Here is a 17,306-nt window from a genome sequence, read left to right on the forward strand (position 1 = left end):
TCCGATCCGGGGAGTGAACCTCTCCCACCAAGACACCGTCCTAGAGGGCGCAATGTCGCCGGATGCCCGAAACGGGCCCGGATCCACGGTCTCTCGCAGAACTACGGGTGCGATGTCTGTCAGGACAGATGAGGAAATGTCGGGTGGGGTTCCGACGAAACCCACCAGCGTACGGCGGGTGCTGCGCGGCCCGCGTCCGGAGGCCGTGCCCCTCCTCGTCGGCCGCGCCTGCGCGCTCGTGGGCCTGCTGGACATCGCCGCCGGCGTCTTCCCGCGGTTCCGGCACAGCCGTATGCACGCCCTCGCCGAGGTCCTGCCCGGCGCGTTCGGCCCGTTCGCGGCGGCACTCTCGCTCAGCGCCGGGGTGCTGTTGCTGCTGCTCGCCCACGGGCTCAAGCGCCGCAAGCGGAGGGCGTGGCGGGCGGCCGTGGCCCTGCTGCCGCTGGGCGCCGTCGCGCAGTTCACCTACCGGCACTCGCTCGCCGGGGTGCTGATCTCGGTCGCGCTGCTCGTTCCCCTGCTGCTGCACCGGGACCAGTTCGCGGCACTGCCCGACCCGCGCAGCCGGTGGCGGGCGCTCGCCAACCTCGTTCTCATGGGCGCCGGTTCCCTCGCCCTCGGGCTGGTCGTCGTCAACGCCCACCCGCACCACATGGTCGGCGACCCGAGCCTGGCCGACCGCATCACCCACGTGCTGTACGGCCTGTTCGGCGTCGAGGGACCGGTCGACTACCGGGGCGACACCTCGTGGACGGTCGCCTTCTCCCTCGGCGCCCTCGGCCTGCTCACCGCGATCACCACCGTCTACCTGGCCTTCCGCCCCGAACACCCCGCCGCGCGCCTCACCGACGACGACGAGGCCCGGCTGCGCGCCCTGCTGGCCAGGCACGGCGGCCGGGACTCCCTCGGCCACTTCGCGCTCCGCCGCGACAAGGCCGTCGTCTTCTCCCCCAGCGGCAAGGCCGCGGTCACCTACCGCGTCGTCTCCGGTGTGATGCTCGCCAGTGGCGACCCGATCGGCGACGTCGAGGCCTGGCCGGGCGCCATCGAACGCTTCATGGACGAGGCCCGCGCCCACTCCTGGACGCCCGCCGTCATGGGCTGCTCCGAGACCGGTGGCGAGGTGTGGACCCGCGAGACCGGGCTCGACGCCCTCGAACTGGGCGACGAGGCGGTGGTGGACGTCGCGGATTTCTCCCTCGCCGGCCGCGCGATGCGCAACGTCCGGCAGATGGTCAAACGCATCGAGCGCGCCGGTTACGAGACCCGGGTACGGCGCGTGGCCGACCTCGGTGACACCGAACTGGACCGCGTCCGCCGCGCCGCCGACGACTGGCGCGGCACGGACACCGAGCGCGGCTTCTCCATGGCGCTGGGCCGCATCGGCGATCCCGCCGACGGGGACTGCCTGATCGCCACCGCGCACAAGCAGGACGCCGAACCCGGCGAGTACGGCGACCTGAAGGCGATCCTGCACTTCGTGCCGTGGGGCCCCGACGGCGTGTCCCTGGACCTGATGCGCCGCGACCGCGCGGCCGACCCCGGCATGAACGAGCTGCTGATCGTGGCCGCGCTGCAGGCCGCTCCGAAGCTGGGCATCGCGCGCGTCTCGCTGAACTTCGCCATGTTCCGCGCGGCGCTCGCGCGCGGCGAGAAGATCGGCGCGGGACCGGTGCTGCGGGCCTGGCGCGGACTGCTGGTGTTCCTCTCCCGCTGGTTCCAGATCGAGTCCCTGTACAAGTTCAACGCGAAGTTCCGGCCCCGGTGGGAGCCCCGTTTCGTCGTCTACCGCGCCTCCGCCGACCTGCCCCGCATCGGCTTCGCCGCCATGCAGGCCGAGGGCTTCGTCACCCTCGCGGTGCCCCTCCCGCGCATCCTGCGACGCCGGACGCCCGCACGCCGCCCCTGCGCACACCGGATGCCCGAACGGGACGCCCGGGCGGCGTGACCACACCGCGTACCGCGCGGCCACGGCACCGACGGGACACCCGGCGCTGGACGCGGGCGGGAGCGCCGGTGCGCACCACCGGAGCCGGGTCGGTCGCTCCACCCGGACCGGAGCCAGGTCCCCCCACCCGGACCGGAGCCAGGTCCCCCCCACCCGGACCGGAGCCACACCCGCCACCCGGACCGTGGCGGGTCGTGCTGCCCGGCCGCGAGCGCGCGCCCCGCCCGGCCGCGAGGGCGCGTTCTGCCCGGCCGCAAGCGCGCGCACTGCCCGACCGCGAGGGGACGCACGGCCCGGCGTCTCCCCCACCTCCGGCTTCGCCCCACCCAACCCCACCGAACCCCACCCGCACCCGCACAGGCCGCCGCGGGCGCCCCGCCCACTGGGCCTGGGCCTACGCTGAACACATGAGCAAGCAGACCGGCCGCCGCCACCTCGCGGGACTGACCGTATGGGACCGCTGCGCGGTCATGGGGGTCGTCAACGTGACCCCCGACTCCTTCTCCGACGGCGGCCGCTTCTTCGACACCACGGCCGCCATCAAGCACGGCCTCGACCTGGTCGCCGAGGGCGCCGACCTGGTGGACGTCGGCGGCGAGTCCACCCGTCCCGGCGCGACCCGCGTCGACGAGGACGAGGAGCTCAGGCGTGTGGTCCCGGTCGTGCGCGGCCTGGCCTCCGAGGGCGTCACGATCTCCGTCGACACCATGCGCGCCTCGGTCGCCGAGCAGGCCCTCGCGGCCGGCGCCGCCCTGGTCAACGACGTGAGCGGCGGCCTCGCCGACCCCCGGATGATCCCGGTCGTCGCCGACGCCGACGCCCCCTTCGTCGTCATGCACTGGCGCGGCCTCCTGGCAGGCGGCAACGTCAGGGGCACCTACGACGACGTCGTCGGCGAGGTCATGGACGAGCTGCACGCGCGCGTGGAGGCGGTCGTCGAGGGCGGCGTCGCCCCCGACCGCGTCGTCGTCGACCCCGGCCTGGGCTTCTCCAAGGACGCCGAGCACGACCTCGTCCTCCTCGCCCACCTCGACCGCCTCCTCGGCCTCGGCCACCCCCTGCTCGTAGCCGCCTCCCGCAAGCGGTTCCTCGGCCGGGTGCTCGCCGGGCCGGAGGCCGCCCCGCCCCCGGCGCGCGAGCGCGACGCGGCCACCGCCGCCGTCTCCGCACTCGCGGCGCACGCCGGCGCGTGGGCCGTACGCGTGCACGAGGTACGCGCCACGGCCGACGCCGTACGGGTCGCGCGCGCCGTCGAGGGGGCCCGCACAGCGGACCGGGATCCGGGCTCAGGCGTGGGCCCGGGCCCGGGCTCGGGCTCGGAAGGCATCCGGTGAACGCCCCCCACCTCGACGTCGAACAGGTCGAGTCCGCCAACACCGCCTTCTACGAGGCACTGGAGCAGGGCGATTTCGAGAAGGTGTCCGAGTTCTGGCTCACACCGTCCGACCTGGGCATCGACGAGTCGTACCACGATCCGGCGGACGCCGGTGTGGTCTCCTGCGTGCACCCCGGCTGGCCGGTGCTCACGGGGCGGGGCGAGGTCCTCCGCTCGTACGCGCTGATCATGGCGAACACCGACTACATCCAGTTCTTCCTCACCGACGTACACGTCTCCGTGACCGGCGACACGGCCCTGGTGACCTGCACGGAGAACATCCTCAGCGGCGGACCCGCCCCCGAGGGCGGCGACGAACTCGGCCCGCTCGTCGGCCAGCTCGTGGTCGCCACCAACACGTTCCGCCGCACTCCGTCCGGCTGGAAACTCTGGTCGCACCACGCCTCCCCCGTGCTGGCCGAGTCCGACGACGAGGACGGTGAGGACACCCCTCCCTGACCCTGGAGGAGCATGCGAGTGGCGGGAATCACGGGCCGGCGGGCGGGGACGGCTACCGACCCGTGATCCACCGGGGCCGCCAGGGGAAACGCACGGTGAAAACTCCTGGCCCCGGCCCGGCCCCGCACCCCCCGTGACGCGGTGCCGTCCGTGTCCGCGGGTAGATTCGACAGAGGCCGGCGTACCGCCCGCACGCGGTGAGGACCGGCCGAGACCGACGACTGCAGGAGTGATTCGCGTGGATCGTGTCGCGCTGCGCGGCCTGAAGGCCCGCGGGCACCACGGTGTGTTCCCCAAGGAACGCGAGGACGGCCAGACCTTCCTCGTGGACATCGTCCTCGGCCTGGACACCCGGCCGGCCGCGGCCGACGACGACCTGGCGAAGACCGTGCACTACGGCGTCGTGGCCGAGGAGGTCGTGGCCGTGGTCGAGGGCGAGCCCGTCAACCTGGTCGAGACGCTCGCCGAGCGCATCGCCCAGGTCTGCCTGAAACACGAAGGGGTCGAAGAGGTCGAGGTGTGCGTCCACAAGCCGGACGCGCCGATCACCGTCCCCTTCGACGACGTGACCGTCACCATCATCCGGAGCCGTGTATGAGCGCCCCCTTCGCCCAGGGTCCCAGCGACCCGACCGTACAGCCGGTACCCGCCTCCGTCATCGAACAGGTCGACGCCGCCGACACCACACTGTCCAATCCCAAGCGAGCGGTGATCGCCCTCGGCGCCAACCTCGGCAACCGCCTGGAGACCCTCCAGGGCGCCATCGACGCCCTGGAGGACACACCGGGCGTGCGGGTCAAAGGGGTCTCGCCGGTGTACGAGACGGAGCCCTGGGGCGTCGACCCCGGCAGCCAGCCCTCGTACTTCAACGCGGTCGTGGTCCTGAAGACCACCCTGCCCCCGTCCTCCCTGCTGGAGCGGGCGCACGCCGTCGAGGAGGCCTTCCACCGCGTCCGCGACGAGCGCTGGGGCCCACGCACCCTCGACGTCGACATCATCGCCTACGCCGAGGTCGTCTCCGACGACCCTCAGCTCACCCTGCCCCACCCGCGCGCCCACGAACGCGCCTTCGTGCTCGCCCCCTGGCACGACGTGGACCCCGAGGCCCAGCTGCCGGGACACGGCCCGGTCGCCGACCTCCTGGCCTCCGTCCCCCGGGACGGCATCGCGCCCCGCGCCGACCTGGAACTCCGGCTGCCCGAGTAGTCGTTAAGGTCGACAAGGTCAGGACGACCACGCAGGGGAACCGAAGGGACACCGGGTCACCGTGAAAGAGTTGCGCATCAGGGTGCTGGCCGGCGTGTTCGTGGTCGCCGGGATCCTGTCCTGGGCGGGCGCCCGCCTGTGGAACTCGATCGGGAGCCTCCCGAGCGTCCCCCTGGCCGCTCCCGTCGTGCTCGCCCTGATCGCCGTGATCCTGCTGGCCACAGCGCTCTCGATCCGCTCCCGTCTGAAGGCCCAGCGGGAGCGTGTCCCGGACGCGAAGGGCGTCGACCCGATGATGGCGGCCCGAGCGGTCGTCTTCGGCCAGGCCAGCGCCCTGGTGGCCGCCCTGGTCGCCGGTATGTACGGCGGCACGGGCATCTTCCTGCTGGAGTTCCTCGACGTCCCGGCCCGCCGCGACCAGGCGTTCTACGCCGGTTTCTCGGTCCTGGCGGGGATCGCCGTCATAGCGGCCGCGCTCTTCCTGGAGCGCGTCTGCAAGCTCCCCGACAACGACGACGAGGACACCCCGGGCACGGCCACGGCGGCCTGACCCGCTGCCGGGCCGGGCCTCGGCAGCCCTGCGCGTCGGCGGGTCCCGTCGGGCAGGCCCCCCGCGGGGGCCGCCGCCGCGTGGACGCCTGCCGCCGTTCCAGCGCCCGTCCGTACCCCGTGCGGGTCAGCGGGCCATGATCAGGCTCATCGCCTCGTTGCGCGTGGCGACGTCGCGCAGCTGGCCGCGCACCGCCGAGGTGAGGGTCTTCGCGCCGGGCTTGCGGATGCCGCGCATCGACATGCACATGTGCTCGCACTCCACGACGACGATCACCCCGCGCGGCTCGAGGATCTCCATCAAGGAGTCCGCGACCTGCGTGGTGAGACGTTCCTGCACCTGCGGGCGGCGGGCGTAGACGTCCACGAGACGGGCCAGCTTGGACAGGCCCGTGATCTTGCCGCTGGTGGACGGGATGTAGCCGACGTGCGCGACGCCGCGGAACGGCACCAGGTGATGCTCGCAGGTGGAGAAGACCTCGATGTCCTTCACCAGGACCATCTCGTCGTGCCCGAGGTCGAACGTCGTCGTCAGGACGTCCTCGGGCTCCTGCCACAGACCCGCGAATATCTCCCGGTAGGCCCGCGCCACCCGCCCGGGCGTCTCCCTCAGCCCCTCGCGGTCCGGGTCCTCACCGACCGCGATGAGCAGCTCGCGTACGGCGTTCTCGGCCCGCTTCTCGTCGAACTCGCCGATCTGGCCCTCGCCGTCCAGCGTCACGGGGTCGGTCATCTGGTGCCTCGTTCCTGTCCTGTCCTGCGGTCGGCATACATTCCGGGCCTGGTGGGGCCGCCGGGAGTGGCCGGGTCAGCTCTCCGGCCGCTCCTCCGCGGCTCGTTCCGGTGCCGGGGCCGGCTCCGCCGTGGTGCTCTTGGCGGTGGAGATCGCCGCCGGGGCGCCGTTCGCTCCGTTCGTCAGGGCGAGCTCCTTCGGGGAGAGCACCGGCGGACGGGTCGAGGGCGTGCGGCGGGAGGAGCCGGTCCAGGCGGGCCTGGCCGGGCGCTTGACGATCTGGGCGAAGACCTCGGCGATCTCCTCCTTGCCGAGCGTCTCCTTCTCCAGCAGCGCGAGCACGAGGTTGTCGAGGACGTCACGGTTCTCGACCAGGATCTCCCAGGCCTCGTTGTGCGCCGTCTCGATGAGCTTCTTGACCTCTTCGTCGACCAGCGCGGCGACCTCTTCCGAGTAGTCGCGCTGGTGGGCCATCTCGCGCCCGAGGAACGGCTCGCTGTTGTCGCCGCCGAACTTGATCGCGCCGAGACGCTCGGTCATGCCGTACTGGGTGACCATCGCGCGGGCCACACTGGTGGCCTTCTCGATGTCGTTGGCGGCACCGGTCGTCGGGTCGTGGAAGACCAGTTCCTCGGCCGCCCGGCCGCCCAGCATGTAGGCGAGCTGGTCGAGCATCTCGTTGCGGGTGGTCGAGTACTTGTCCTCGTCCGGGAGCACCATCGTGTAGCCGAGGGCCCGGCCCCTGGACAGGATGGTGATCTTGTGGACCGGGTCGGAGTTCGGTGAGGCCGCCGCGACCAGGGCGTGACCGCCCTCGTGGTACGCGGTGATCTTCTTCTCCTTGTCCGACATGATCCGGGTCCGCTTCTGCGGGCCCGCGACCACACGGTCGATCGCCTCGTCCAGCATGTGGTTGTCGATCAGCTTCTGGTCGCTGCGGGCCGTCAGCAGGGCGGCCTCGTTCAGCACGTTGGCCAGATCGGCACCGGTCATGCCGGGCGTACGGCGGGCGACGGCGGACAGGTCGACGTCGGGGGCGACCGGCTTGCCCTTCTGGTGGACCTTGAGGATCTCCAGACGGCCCTGCATGTCCGGACGGTCGACGGCGATCTGCCGGTCGAAGCGGCCGGGGCGCAGCAGCGCCGGGTCGAGGATGTCCGGACGGTTCGTCGCGGCGATGAGGATCACGCCGCCCTTGACGTCGAAGCCGTCCATCTCGACGAGCAGCTGGTTCAGGGTCTGCTCGCGCTCGTCGTGACCGCCGCCGAGGCCGGCACCGCGGTGGCGGCCGACCGCGTCGATCTCGTCGACGAAGACGATGGCGGGCGCGTTCGCCTTGGCCTGCTCGAACAGGTCGCGGACCCGGGAGGCACCGACACCGACGAACATCTCGACGAAGTCGGAACCGGAGATCGAGTAGAACGGCACGCCCGCCTCGCCCGCGACGGCACGCGCGAGCAGGGTCTTGCCGGTGCCGGGCGGGCCGTACAGCAGCACGCCCTTGGGGATCTTGGCGCCGACGGCCTGGAACTTGGCCGGCTCCTGCAGGAACTCCTTGATCTCGTGGAGCTCCTCGACGGCCTCGTCCGAGCCGGCGACGTCGGAGAACGTCGTCTTCGGGGTGTCCTTCGTGATGAGCTTGGCCTTGGACTTGCCGAAGTTCATGACGCGGGAGCCGCCGCCCTGCATCTGGTTCATCAGGAACAGGAAGATGACCACGATGAGGACGAAGGGGAGCAGGGTGATCAGAAGCCCGACGATCGGGTTCTGCTTCGACGGCGACACCGTGTAGCCGTCGGGGATCTGCTTGTCCTGGTACTTGTTCTGCAGTGTGCTGGCGAGGGTCACGCCCTGGTCGCCGATGTAGCTCGCCTGGATCTTCGAGCTGCCCTTGACCTTTTCGCCGTCCTTGAGCTGAACCTGGATCTTCTGCTCGTCGCCGGTGGTCAGCTTGGCCGACTCGACCCTGTTGTCGTTGATCGCCTGGACGACCTGGCCAGTGTCAACCGTCTTGTAGCCGCCGGACGAGCCGACGACCTGCATCAACACGACCACGGCAAGGACGGCCAGCACGATCCACATGATTGGCCCACGGAAGTATCGCTTCACGTCCATCCACACGGAGCGGTGGCGCCCCGTCCCTCCTGCCATAGTGAGTTTGATAAGACAGTTCTTCTGACGGTACCCCAGCCCGGCGGCCCTCAGCCGCACAGGACCGTCGGCGTCCCGTCTGCATGCTCCAACGGCGCGGGGGCCTCCGGGGTTCCCGGTCGCCCCCCGAAACGCCGTGGGGCCCGCTACGAGGCCGCGTCAGCCGCCGTAGACGTGGGGCGCGAGCGTACCGACGAACGGGAGGTTGCGGTACTTCTCGGCGTAGTCGAGGCCGTAGCCGACGACGAACTCGTTGGGGATGTCGAAGCCGACCCACTCCACGTCGATGGCGACCTTCGCGGCGTCGGGCTTGCGCAGCAGCGTGCACACCTTGAGGGAGGCGGGCTCGCGCGAGCCGAGGTTGGAGATCAGCCAGGACAGGGTCAGGCCGGAGTCGATGATGTCCTCGACGATCAGGACGTGCTTGCCCTTGATGTCGGTGTCGAGGTCCTTGAGGATCCGCACCACGCCGGAGGACTGGGTGCCCGCGCCGTACGAGGACACCGCCATCCAGTCCATCGTGACAGGGGTGGACAGCGTGCGCGCCAGGTCGGCCATGACCATCACGGCGCCCTTGAGGACGCCGACGATGAGCAGGTCCTTGCCCGCGTACTCCGCGTCGATCTTCGCGGCCAGCTCGGCCAGCTTCGCGTCGATCTCTTCCTTGGTGATGAGTACCTTCTCGAGGTCGGCACCCATGTCGTTCGCGTCCACCCGCATCACTTTCGGTCGTCCCAGCGGCCACTCCGGAGCGTCCCGGCGATCCGTGCGCGGATCGGTGGGTCCGGATTCAGCCTTGCCGAATCACCAGTCTGCCACCCTGCCGCCGGGCGACGACTTTGCCGGGCAGGTTGATGGCCCCCTGACCGCGCCAGCCGGTGATCAGCCGGTCGACTTCCTCGATGTGGCGGGCGAAGAGCGCACCCGCGGGAGCGCCGGCCTCGATGGCGGCGCGGCGCAGGATCCGGCGGCGCACGGCGGGCGGCAGGGCGTAGAGCTTCGCGCACTCCAGTACGCCGGTGGCGTCCCGGACGCCGGACTCGGCCTGGCGGGCCCAGGCGTCGAGGGCGTCGGCGTCGTCCCGGGAGAGCTGGGCCGTACGGGCGAGGGCCTCGACGACGCCCTTGCCGAGCGCCTTCTCCAGCGCGGGCAGGCCCTCGTGCCGCAGCCGGGAACGTGTGTACGCCGGGTCCGCGTTGTGGGGGTCGTCCCAGACGGGCAGGGACTGGACCATGCAGGCCTTGCGGGCGGTCTGCCGGTCGACCTGGAGGAAGGGGCGGCGGTAACGGCCGTCGGCCCCCGAGACCGCGGCCATGCCCGACAGGGAGCGGATGCCGGAGCCGCGGGCGAGGCCCAGCAGGACGGTCTCGGCCTGGTCGTCGCGGGTGTGGCCGAGCAGGACGGCGGCGGCGCCGTGGCGGGCGGCGGAGTCGTCCAGGGCGGCGTAGCGGGCGTCGCGGGCGGCGGCTTCGGGCCCTCCCGCCCGGCCGACGGTGACGGCGGTGGCCTCGACGGGGTCCAGGCCGAGTTCGCGCAGGCGCAGGACGACCTCTTCGGCGCGCAGGTCGGAGCCGGTCTGCAGGCCGTGGTCGACGGTGACGCCGCCGGCGCGGATGCCGAGCCGGGGGGCCTCGAAGGCGAGGGCGGAGGCGAGCGCCATGGAGTCGGCGCCGCCGGAGCACGCCACGAGCACGAGCGGTGACGGCGGGAGTCCGGACGCGCGCTCGGGCGCGCGGTCGGCGGCCGTCGCGGCGGGAACGCCGGCCGGGGTGTTCAGTTCGGTGAGGATGTCGTGGAGGACGCGGCGGACCGCCAGGCGTATCGCCGCGACCGCAGGATGGGGACCCATGTCCGGTGCCCTTCATGAAGTTGTCGGGGGTGAGCCCGAGGTTCTGTCACGCAGAGTGTGTAGATGGTGACAGAAACGGGCCGTTCCCCGAGCATCGCACGCCTGTCGAGAGCTCACGGTCCCTCGGACGGGTGATTGGAGGGGCGTTCGACTGCCGTCGGCCGGACGCGGTTCACGCCCCCGGCCGCGGGACTCACGACTCCGGCCTGCGGTGCACCCGCGCGATCCAGTCCGCCGGTTTGGAGATCTCCGACTTGGTGGGGAGGGTGTTGGGCGAGGTCCAGACGCGGTTGAAGCCGTCCATGCCGCACTCGTCGACGACGGCGCGCACGAAGCGTTCGCCGTCCCGGTACTGGCGGAGCTTGGCGTCCAGGCCGAGCAGCTTGCGCAGCGCCAGGTCGAGGCGGGAGGCGCCCTTCGCGCGGCGCTGCTGGAACTTCTCGCGGATCTCCCCGACGCTCGGCACGATCGCCGGGCCGACCCCGTCCATCACGAAGTCGGCGTGGCCCTCCAGCAGGGACATCACGGCGGTGAGGCGGCCGAGGACCTCCCGCTGGGCCGGTGTCTGCACCAGCTCGACCAGGGAGCGGCCGCCGTCGTCCTCCTCGGCTTCGGGCCGGCCGCCGGCCAGCGTCTGCGCGGCCTCGCGGACCCGCTCCAGCACGGTCATGGGGTCGACGTCGGTCTCCGCGAGGAACGACTGGATCTCGCCCTCGAGGTGATCGCGCAGCCAGGGCACCGCGGTGAACTGCGTGCGGTGCGTCTCCTCGTGCAGACACACCCACAGGCGGAAGTCGTGGGGGTCGACGTCGAGTTCGCGTTCGACGTGCACGATGTTCGGCGCGACCAGCAGCAGCCGGCCGCCGCCGTTCGCACCGGCGGGGAACTCGCGGGTGGCCGGGGCGAAGGTCTCGTACTGGCCGAGGACGCGGGAGGACATGAACGACAGCAGCATGCCCAGCTCCACGCCGGTGACCTTGCCGCCGACGGCGCCGAGGACCGCGTTGCCCGCGCCGCTGCCGCGCCGCTCCTCCATCTTCTTCAGCAGCGGCTTCAGGATCTCCCGGAACCCGGCGACGTTCGCCCGGACCCAGCCGGGCCGGTCGACGACGAGGACGGGGGTGTCGTGGGCCTCCTCGGTGGCCAGACGAGTGAAGCCCCGGACGTGCTCCTCCGAGGCCCTGGCATGGCGGCGGAGCTCCGCGACGACGGCCCTGGCCTCGTCGCGGCTCACCTCGGGGCCCGGCCGTACGAGCCGGGTCGCGGTCGCCACCGCGAGATTCCAGTCGACCATGCCGGAAGATGCGCCGATGCTCGTCATTCCTCAACCGTACGTGAGCGCCGCCACTGAGGGCAGGCTGTGGCGGGCGCCGGGGTGGGTGGCCGGTGCCGGTGCGGCGCGGGAGGGGGTGAGCAAGCCGGCCGCGGGGGCGCCGCCGTCCCGGGAGCGGCCGCGGGGGCGCCGCCGCTCCCGGGACGGCCGGGTGGTCAGGCGCAGCCGCAGGACACCAGGGTCGTCGCCGCCCGGTCCAGGGCCGCCTGGGCCGACCATGCGTCCGTCGTGCCGGAGGCCAGGAAGGCGAAGCCCAGGAGGCGGCCGTCGGCGGTGACCAGGGTGCCCGCGAGGGTGTTGACACCCGTCAGGGTGCCGGTCTTGGCGCGTACGAGGCCGGCCCCGCCCTCCGTGTAGCGGCCGGCCAGCGTGCCGGTGAAGCCGGCGACGGGCAGGCCGCTGAGGACCGGGCGGAGCTCGGGCCGGGCCGGGTCGGCCGCCTTCGCGAGCAGGGCGGTGAGCAGGTCGGCGGTGATCCGGTCGGTGCGGTCGAGGCCGCTGCCGTCGTGGAACCGGGTGCCGCGCACGGGCAGGCCGAGCTGCTCCAGGCGGTCCGGGACGGCCGCGGAGACGCCGTCGAAGCCGGCGCGCTCACCGGTCGCCAGGGCGGTGTGGCGGGCCAGTGCCTCGGCGATGTCGTTGTCGCTGTCGGTCAGCATCCGCTCGACCAGGGCCGACAGCGGGGGCGAGGAGACGGTGGCGAGGGTGTCGGCACGGTCGGTCGCCTTGGAGGGGCCGGGGGGCGACGCGTTGATGCCGTGCCGCTCCAGGAAGCCGGCGAAGGTGCGGGCGGCCTCGGCGGCCGGGTCGGGCACGCGCGGGGCGGGGCCGCTGGTGGAGTCGTCCGTGCGGGCCTCGTCGGCCATCAGGGCGGTGACGTCGGCGAGGTTCTCGTTGACGCCGATCGGGTGCTTCTCCGTACCGGCGTAGAGCGTCGTGTCGTACGACAGCGTCACCTTGCGCACGTCCCGCTCCTTCAGGGCGGCGGCGGTCTTCTCGGCGAGCGTGCGCAGGCTCGCGGGGCCTTCCCCGCTCCCGGAGCGGGAGGTGCCCCCGTCGTCCTCGTGGTCCTCGTGGTCCTCGTGGTCCTCGCGCGCGGTGAGGGTGGGGTCGCCGCCGCCGACCAGGACGAGCTCGCCGGTGTCCGCCTCCAGGGCGGTGCGGGTGGTGAGGCGGTGGTCGGGGCCGAGGGCGGTGAGGGCGGCGACGGCGGTGGCGATCTTGGTGGTGGAGGCGGGTGTCAGGGGGGTGTCGGCGTCGAGGCCGTAGAGGCGCTCGCCGGTGGTGAGGTCGACGACGGACGCCGCGCGGCGGGTGCCGAGCGCCGGGTCGTCCAGCAGGGGTCCGAGCGCGTCGGCGAGGGCCGTGCCGCCCGGACCGGCGTCCACGCCGTCCGGCGCACCGCCGGCGGTGCCGCCGAGGCCGGTCAGGACGGCGCCGGCGCTGGGCGCGGGGCGGGGCGCCCCGGACGCCGTACCGGAGCCCCCGGGTCCGCGACCGTGATCTGCGCCACCCGCGTGCTCCATGGCGACGGCCCGGTCCCGCTCGGCCGTACGCTGACCCATGGAGTCCCAGGGGCCGACGGCGGTCACCACACCGGCGGCGAGAGCCAGCCCGGCGGTGGCGGCACCGGCGGTGTACTGCCAGGTCTTCGGCCTCGTGACCCGCGCGAACTGCGGCGCCACGGCCCGCGCGGCGCGTGCGAGACGCGGACGTACGGCGCCCGCGGTCCGCCCCGCGTGCGGTCCCGCGGCCCGCCAAGGCCTCAGCTCTGGCACTACCACCAGCCCCTTTCGCGATCACCCACCTGCGTGAGGGACACTTAATCACCAGAACTATGTGCTGATCATGGAGGAGCGTCCGGTGGAGTTCGACGTCACGATCGAGATCCCGAAGGGTTCGCGGAACAAGTACGAGGTGGACCACGAGACCGGTCGTATCCGCCTGGACCGCCGCCTCTTCACCTCGACCGCCTACCCGACCGACTACGGCTTCGTCGAGAACACCCTCGGCGAGGACGGCGACCCGCTGGACGCGCTGGTCATCCTGGACGAGCCGACCTTCCCGGGCTGCCTCATCCGCTGCCGCGCGATCGGCATGTTCCGGATGACGGACGAGGCCGGCGGCGACGACAAGCTGCTGTGCGTGCCGTCGACCGACCCGCGCGTGGAGCACCTGCGTGACATCCACCACGTGTCCGAGTTCGACCGCCTGGAGATCCAGCACTTCTTCGAGGTCTACAAGGACCTGGAGCCCGGCAAGTCGGTCGAGGGCGCCGACTGGGTGGGCCGCACCGACGCCGAGGCCGAGATCGAGCGGTCCTACAAGCGCTTCAAGGACCAGGGCGGCCACTGATCAGGCGCCCCTCCCGTAACGGGCCGCACGCGTGAAGCGTGCGGCCCGTTCACGTTTGGGTACGCATACTGAGGGTTACAGGAGGGTGTGTTCGAACCAGGGAGCGTTGCGCAGGTGACGGAGGCGGAGGACCGCAAACCACAGTCGGACGAGGCCCGCAGCGCCTTCCGGCAGCCCGGTGGGGTCGCGGCACCGGCCGACGGCGAGTCGTCGACGACGTCCGAGTTCGAGATCCCGCAGGGGCTGGCCGTCCCGCGGCCCACCGGCACGGAGTCCGAGACGACCTCGGAGTTCGCGCTGCCCGAGGGGCTGGACGCGCCCCCGGCGGCGCCCGCGGAGGGTGAGGGGTCGGCGTTCGCCACGCCGAGCACGTACAGCGCGTGGACCGCGCCGACCACGTTCACCCCGGCGAGCGGCTTCCCGGCGGTGAACCTGACGGACGTGCCCTGGCAGGACCGTATGCGCGCCATGCTGCGCATGCCGGTGGCCGAACGGCCCGCGCCCGAGACGGCGCAGCGCCACGACGACGACACGGGCCCCGCCGTGCCGCGGGTGCTCGACCTGACCCTGCGTATCGGGGAGCTGCTGCTGGCGGGCGGCGAGGGCGCCGAGGACGTGGAGGCGGCGATGTTCGCCGTCTGCCGTTCCTACGGCCTGGACCGCTGCGAGCCGAACGTCACCTTCACCCTGCTGTCGATCTCCCACCAGCCCTCCCTGGTCGAGGACCCGGTGACGGCGTCGCGGACGGTACGCCGCCGGGGCACCGACTACACGCGGCTCGCGGCCGTGTTCCACCTGGTGGACGACCTCAGCGACCCGGACACGAACATCTCCCTGGAGGAGGCCTACCGGCGCCTCGCGGAGATGCGCCGCAACCGGCACCCGTACCCCACCTGGGTGCTGACCACGGCGAGCGGGCTGCTCGCGGGCGCGGCGTCGGTACTCGTCGGCGGTGGGCTGACCGTGTTCGTCGCGGCCATGCTCGGCTCGATGCTCGGCGACCGGCTGGCCTGGCTGTGCGCCGGGCGCGGGCTGCCGGAGTTCTACCAGTTCGCGGTGGCCGCGATGCCGCCGGCCGCGATGGGGGTCGCGCTCACGGTGACACACGTCGACGTGAAGGCGTCCGCGGTCATCACCGGTGGTCTGTTCGCGCTGCTGCCGGGGCGGGCGCTGGTCGCGGGGGTGCAGGACGGGCTGACCGGCTTCTACATCACCGCGTCCGCGCGCCTGCTGGAGGTCATGTACTTCTTCGTCAGCATCGTCGCCGGGGTGCTGATCGTGCTGTACTTCGGCGTCCAGCTGGGCGCCGAGCTGAATCCGGACGCCGAGCTGGGCACGGGCGACGAGCCCGTCGTCCAGATCGGCGCGTCGATGCTGCTGTCGCTGGCCTTCGCGATCCTGCTCCAGCAGGAACGGTCCACCGTGCTGGCGGTGACCCTGAACGGGGGTGTCGCGTGGAGCGTGTACGGCGCCATGCACATCGCCGGCGGCATCTCGCCGGTGGCCTCCACGGCCGCCGCGGCGGGGCTCGTGGGCCTGTTCGGGCAGCTCATGTCCCGGTACCGGTTCGCGTCGGCGCTGCCGTACACGACCGCGGCGATCGGGCCGCTGCTGCCCGGTTCGGCGACGTACTTCGGGCTGCTGGCGATCGCGCAGAGCGAGGTCGACAGGGGGCTGGTGTCCCTGTCGACGGCCGTGGCGCTCGCGATGGCCATCGCCATCGGGGTGAACCTCGGCGGGGAGATCTCGCGGCTGTTCCTGAAGGTGCCCGGCGCCGCGAGTGCGGCGGGGCGCCGGGCGGCGAAGCGGACGCGGGGGTTCTAGCGGTGTCGTTGCCCCCGGGGCGGCGGAGCCGCGCGTCGCCGCGGTCCCGCCGCCCCGGGGTGGTCGGTCAGCGCCCCTGGCTGTAGGGGTACTGCCCGCCCTGCTGGTCGCCGTGGGGCTGCTGTCCGTACCCCTGCGGGTACTGCTGGGCGTACGGCTCCTGCTGGCCGTAGGGCTGCCCGTACGACGGCTGCTGCGGCTGGGGCTGGGACTGCTGGGGCGGGTACGGGTCGACGCGGCGGAGCTGGGTCGTGGCGTCGTCCATGACCGGGTACGGGTGCTGCGGCTGGTGCTGGTGCTGCTGGACCGCCGGCGGCTCGGTCGCGGCGGCGGTCTTCTTCTTGCCCCGCTCACGCAGGTACTCGACGATGATCGGGACGACCGAGAGCACGACGATCAGGACGAGGATCGGCTCGACGTTGGTCCGGATGAACTCGATCTGGCCGAGCCAGTAGCCCGCGAGGGTGACGCCCGATCCCCAGGCCACACCACCGATGATGTTGTACGTGAGGAAGGTGCGGTACTGCATGCGGCCGGCGCCCGCCACGATGGGGGCGAAGGTGCGCACGATCGGCACGAAGCGGGCCAGGACGATCGCCTTGGGCCCGTACTTCTCCATGAACTCGTGCGCCTTGTCCAGGTTCTCCTTCTTGAAGAGCTTGGAGTTGGGGCGGCTGAAGAGCTTGGGACCGAGGAATTTTCCGATCATGTAGCCCACTTGGTCACCGATGACGGCGGCCAGCACGATCAGGGTGCACACCAGCCACAGCGGCTGCGTGATGTAACTGCCCTCGGCCACGAAGAGACCCGCCGTGAACAGCAGCGAGTCGCCGGGCAGGAAGGCGAAGAGTCCGGACTCGGCGAAGACGATGAGCAGAATGCCCGGTAGAGCGAAGGTCTCGATCAGGTAGTCCGGGCTCAGCCACTCGGGGCCGAGCGCAAGCGTGGTCACGGGATTGTGGCTCCTGCTGCTGAGGGAGGCGGGCTGGACCTGGCTGCCCAAACGTACAACGCAGCCGTAGCAGTCCAGGTTCCACGGGGGTCCTCGGGGTGCACTGTGACGTTCCCCGGGGAAACGTGAGAACCATGGGTATTGAAGAATACGGCGGCGGCCAGGGTCCACAGCCCGAGGTGCTCGTCGTGACCACGAACGACCTGCCGGGCCACCGCGTGCAGGAGGTGCTCGGAGAGGTCTTCGGGCTGACCGTGCGCTCCCGGCACCTGGGGAGCCAGATCGGCGCCGGGCTGAAGTCGATGGTCGGCGGTGAGCTGCGCGGGCTCACGAAGACGCTGGTGGAGACCCGCAACGAGGCGATGGAGCGGCTCGTCGAACAGGCACGCGCGCGAGGGGCCAACGCGGTGCTGGCGTTCCGCTTCGACGTGACGACGGCGGCGGACGTGGGCACCGAGGTGTGCGCGTACGGGACGGCGGGGGGGGGGGGGGGGGGGGGGGGGGGGGGGGGGCCCACCCCCCGCCCCCGGGGGGGGGGGGGGGGGGGGGGGGGGGGGGGGGGGGGGGGGGGG

The 17,306-nt window shown here is 72.3% G+C and carries 15 protein-coding genes and 1 pseudogene; 9 read left to right on the forward strand and 7 right to left on the reverse strand.

What is annotated here, in order from left to right; translation table 11 throughout:
- The first annotated feature begins 136 nt into the window (after window positions 1–136).
- The 6 genes from ACP4IX_RS30335 to ACP4IX_RS30360 all read left to right on the forward strand — a co-directional run bounded on the left by ACP4IX_RS30335 (window position 137) and on the right by ACP4IX_RS30360 (window position 5,538).
- Window positions 137–1,948 (forward strand): phosphatidylglycerol lysyltransferase domain-containing protein, encoded by a 1,812-nt coding sequence (locus ACP4IX_RS30335; RefSeq protein WP_426524070.1) that lies wholly within the window; start codon window positions 137–139, stop codon window positions 1,946–1,948.
- Between the two features lie 407 nt (window positions 1,949–2,355).
- Entirely contained in the window at window positions 2,356–3,282 is a 927-nt protein-coding gene (gene folP / locus ACP4IX_RS30340; protein WP_426557736.1) for a dihydropteroate synthase, read from the forward strand.
- Window positions 3,279–3,782, forward strand: a complete 504-nt coding sequence (locus ACP4IX_RS30345) for a nuclear transport factor 2 family protein (RefSeq protein WP_426524066.1) — start codon at window positions 3,279–3,281, stop codon at window positions 3,780–3,782. The genes folP and ACP4IX_RS30345 overlap by 4 nt, the downstream gene beginning before the upstream one ends.
- Window positions 3,783–4,020: 238 nt before the next feature.
- Window positions 4,021–4,380, forward strand: coding sequence for a dihydroneopterin aldolase (gene folB, locus ACP4IX_RS30350; protein WP_426524064.1), 360 nt, complete (start codon window positions 4,021–4,023; stop codon window positions 4,378–4,380).
- Window positions 4,377–4,988, forward strand: a complete 612-nt coding sequence (folK, locus tag ACP4IX_RS30355) for a 2-amino-4-hydroxy-6-hydroxymethyldihydropteridine diphosphokinase (protein WP_426524062.1) — start codon at window positions 4,377–4,379, stop codon at window positions 4,986–4,988. Before folB ends, folK begins: the two co-directional genes overlap by 4 nt.
- A 61-nt stretch (window positions 4,989–5,049) precedes the next feature.
- A complete protein-coding gene (locus tag ACP4IX_RS30360; protein ID WP_426524060.1) occupies window positions 5,050–5,538 on the forward strand; it encodes a DUF3180 domain-containing protein in 489 nt (162 codons plus the stop codon).
- Between the two features lie 126 nt (window positions 5,539–5,664).
- On the opposite strand, the gene folE is transcribed toward ACP4IX_RS30360, so the two are convergent.
- From folE to dacB, 6 genes are all read right to left on the reverse strand, one after another.
- Complete coding sequence (folE, locus tag ACP4IX_RS30365; RefSeq protein ID WP_426524058.1) at window positions 5,665–6,270, reverse strand: GTP cyclohydrolase I FolE; 606 nt, start codon at window positions 6,268–6,270, stop codon at window positions 5,665–5,667.
- 75 nt (window positions 6,271–6,345) lie between these two features.
- Complete coding sequence (gene ftsH, locus ACP4IX_RS30370; protein ID WP_426524056.1) at window positions 6,346–8,385, reverse strand: ATP-dependent zinc metalloprotease FtsH; 2,040 nt, start codon at window positions 8,383–8,385, stop codon at window positions 6,346–6,348.
- 195 nt (window positions 8,386–8,580) lie between these two features.
- A complete protein-coding gene (gene hpt / locus ACP4IX_RS30375; protein WP_019329873.1) occupies window positions 8,581–9,141 on the reverse strand; it encodes a hypoxanthine phosphoribosyltransferase in 561 nt (186 codons plus the stop codon).
- 70 nt (window positions 9,142–9,211) lie between these two features.
- Window positions 9,212–10,270, reverse strand: a complete 1,059-nt coding sequence (gene tilS / locus ACP4IX_RS30380) for a tRNA lysidine(34) synthetase TilS (protein ID WP_426557738.1) — start codon at window positions 10,268–10,270, stop codon at window positions 9,212–9,214.
- Between the two features lie 193 nt (window positions 10,271–10,463).
- Window positions 10,464–11,591: a zinc-dependent metalloprotease gene (locus ACP4IX_RS30385; protein ID WP_426524051.1), complete on the reverse strand. Its 1,128-nt coding sequence runs from the start codon at window positions 11,589–11,591 to the stop codon at window positions 10,464–10,466.
- A 167-nt stretch (window positions 11,592–11,758) separates the two neighbouring features.
- Complete coding sequence (gene dacB / locus ACP4IX_RS30390) at window positions 11,759–13,387, reverse strand: D-alanyl-D-alanine carboxypeptidase/D-alanyl-D-alanine endopeptidase (protein ID WP_426557740.1); 1,629 nt, start codon at window positions 13,385–13,387, stop codon at window positions 11,759–11,761.
- Between the two features lie 79 nt (window positions 13,388–13,466).
- Here dacB and ACP4IX_RS30395 point away from each other — a divergent pair, with 79 nt between their 5' ends.
- Together ACP4IX_RS30395 and ACP4IX_RS30400 are read left to right on the forward strand one after the other, a co-directional pair.
- The gene (locus ACP4IX_RS30395) at window positions 13,467–13,958 is read left to right on the forward strand and encodes an inorganic diphosphatase (RefSeq protein WP_007452023.1); all 492 of its coding nucleotides are present in this window, start codon (window positions 13,467–13,469) and stop codon (window positions 13,956–13,958) included.
- A gap of 114 nt (window positions 13,959–14,072) precedes the next feature.
- A complete protein-coding gene (locus tag ACP4IX_RS30400) occupies window positions 14,073–15,782 on the forward strand; it encodes a threonine/serine exporter family protein (protein ID WP_426524047.1) in 1,710 nt (569 codons plus the stop codon).
- Between the two features lie 67 nt (window positions 15,783–15,849).
- On the opposite strand, the gene ACP4IX_RS30405 is transcribed toward ACP4IX_RS30400, so the two are convergent.
- Window positions 15,850–16,734 carry a DedA family protein gene (locus ACP4IX_RS30405; protein ID WP_426557742.1) on the reverse strand — a complete coding sequence of 295 codons (885 nt, stop codon included), beginning with the start codon at window positions 16,732–16,734 and terminating at the stop codon, window positions 15,850–15,852.
- Window positions 16,735–16,868: 134 nt separating this feature from the next.
- On the opposite strand from ACP4IX_RS30405, the pseudogene ACP4IX_RS30410 reads away from it, so the two are divergent.
- Window positions 16,869–17,213, forward strand: a pseudogene (locus tag ACP4IX_RS30410) (YbjQ family protein); the annotation flags it as partial.
- Between the last annotated feature and the right edge of the window lie 93 nt (window positions 17,214–17,306).

Source organism: Streptomyces sp. WG5 (assembly GCF_049974565.1).
GTDB lineage: Bacteria > Actinomycetota > Actinomycetes > Streptomycetales > Streptomycetaceae > Streptomyces.

Coding starts and splice junctions, on each gene's coding strand:
- ACP4IX_RS30335 (WP_426524070.1), top strand. CDS start 137: ATGTCGGGTGGGGTTCCGACGAAACCCACCAGCGTACGGCGGGTGCTG.
- folP (WP_426557736.1), top strand. CDS start 2,356: ATGAGCAAGCAGACCGGCCGCCGCCACCTCGCGGGACTGACCGTATGG.
- folK (WP_426524062.1), top strand. CDS start 4,377: ATGAGCGCCCCCTTCGCCCAGGGTCCCAGCGACCCGACCGTACAGCCG.
- folE (WP_426524058.1), bottom strand. CDS start 6,270: ATGACCGACCCCGTGACGCTGGACGGCGAGGGCCAGATCGGCGAGTTC.
- ftsH (WP_426524056.1), bottom strand. CDS start 8,385: ATGGACGTGAAGCGATACTTCCGTGGGCCAATCATGTGGATCGTGCTG.
- hpt (WP_019329873.1), bottom strand. CDS start 9,141: ATGCGGGTGGACGCGAACGACATGGGTGCCGACCTCGAGAAGGTACTC.
- tilS (WP_426557738.1), bottom strand. CDS start 10,270: ATGGGTCCCCATCCTGCGGTCGCGGCGATACGCCTGGCGGTCCGCCGC.
- ACP4IX_RS30385 (WP_426524051.1), bottom strand. CDS start 11,591: ATGACGAGCATCGGCGCATCTTCCGGCATGGTCGACTGGAATCTCGCG.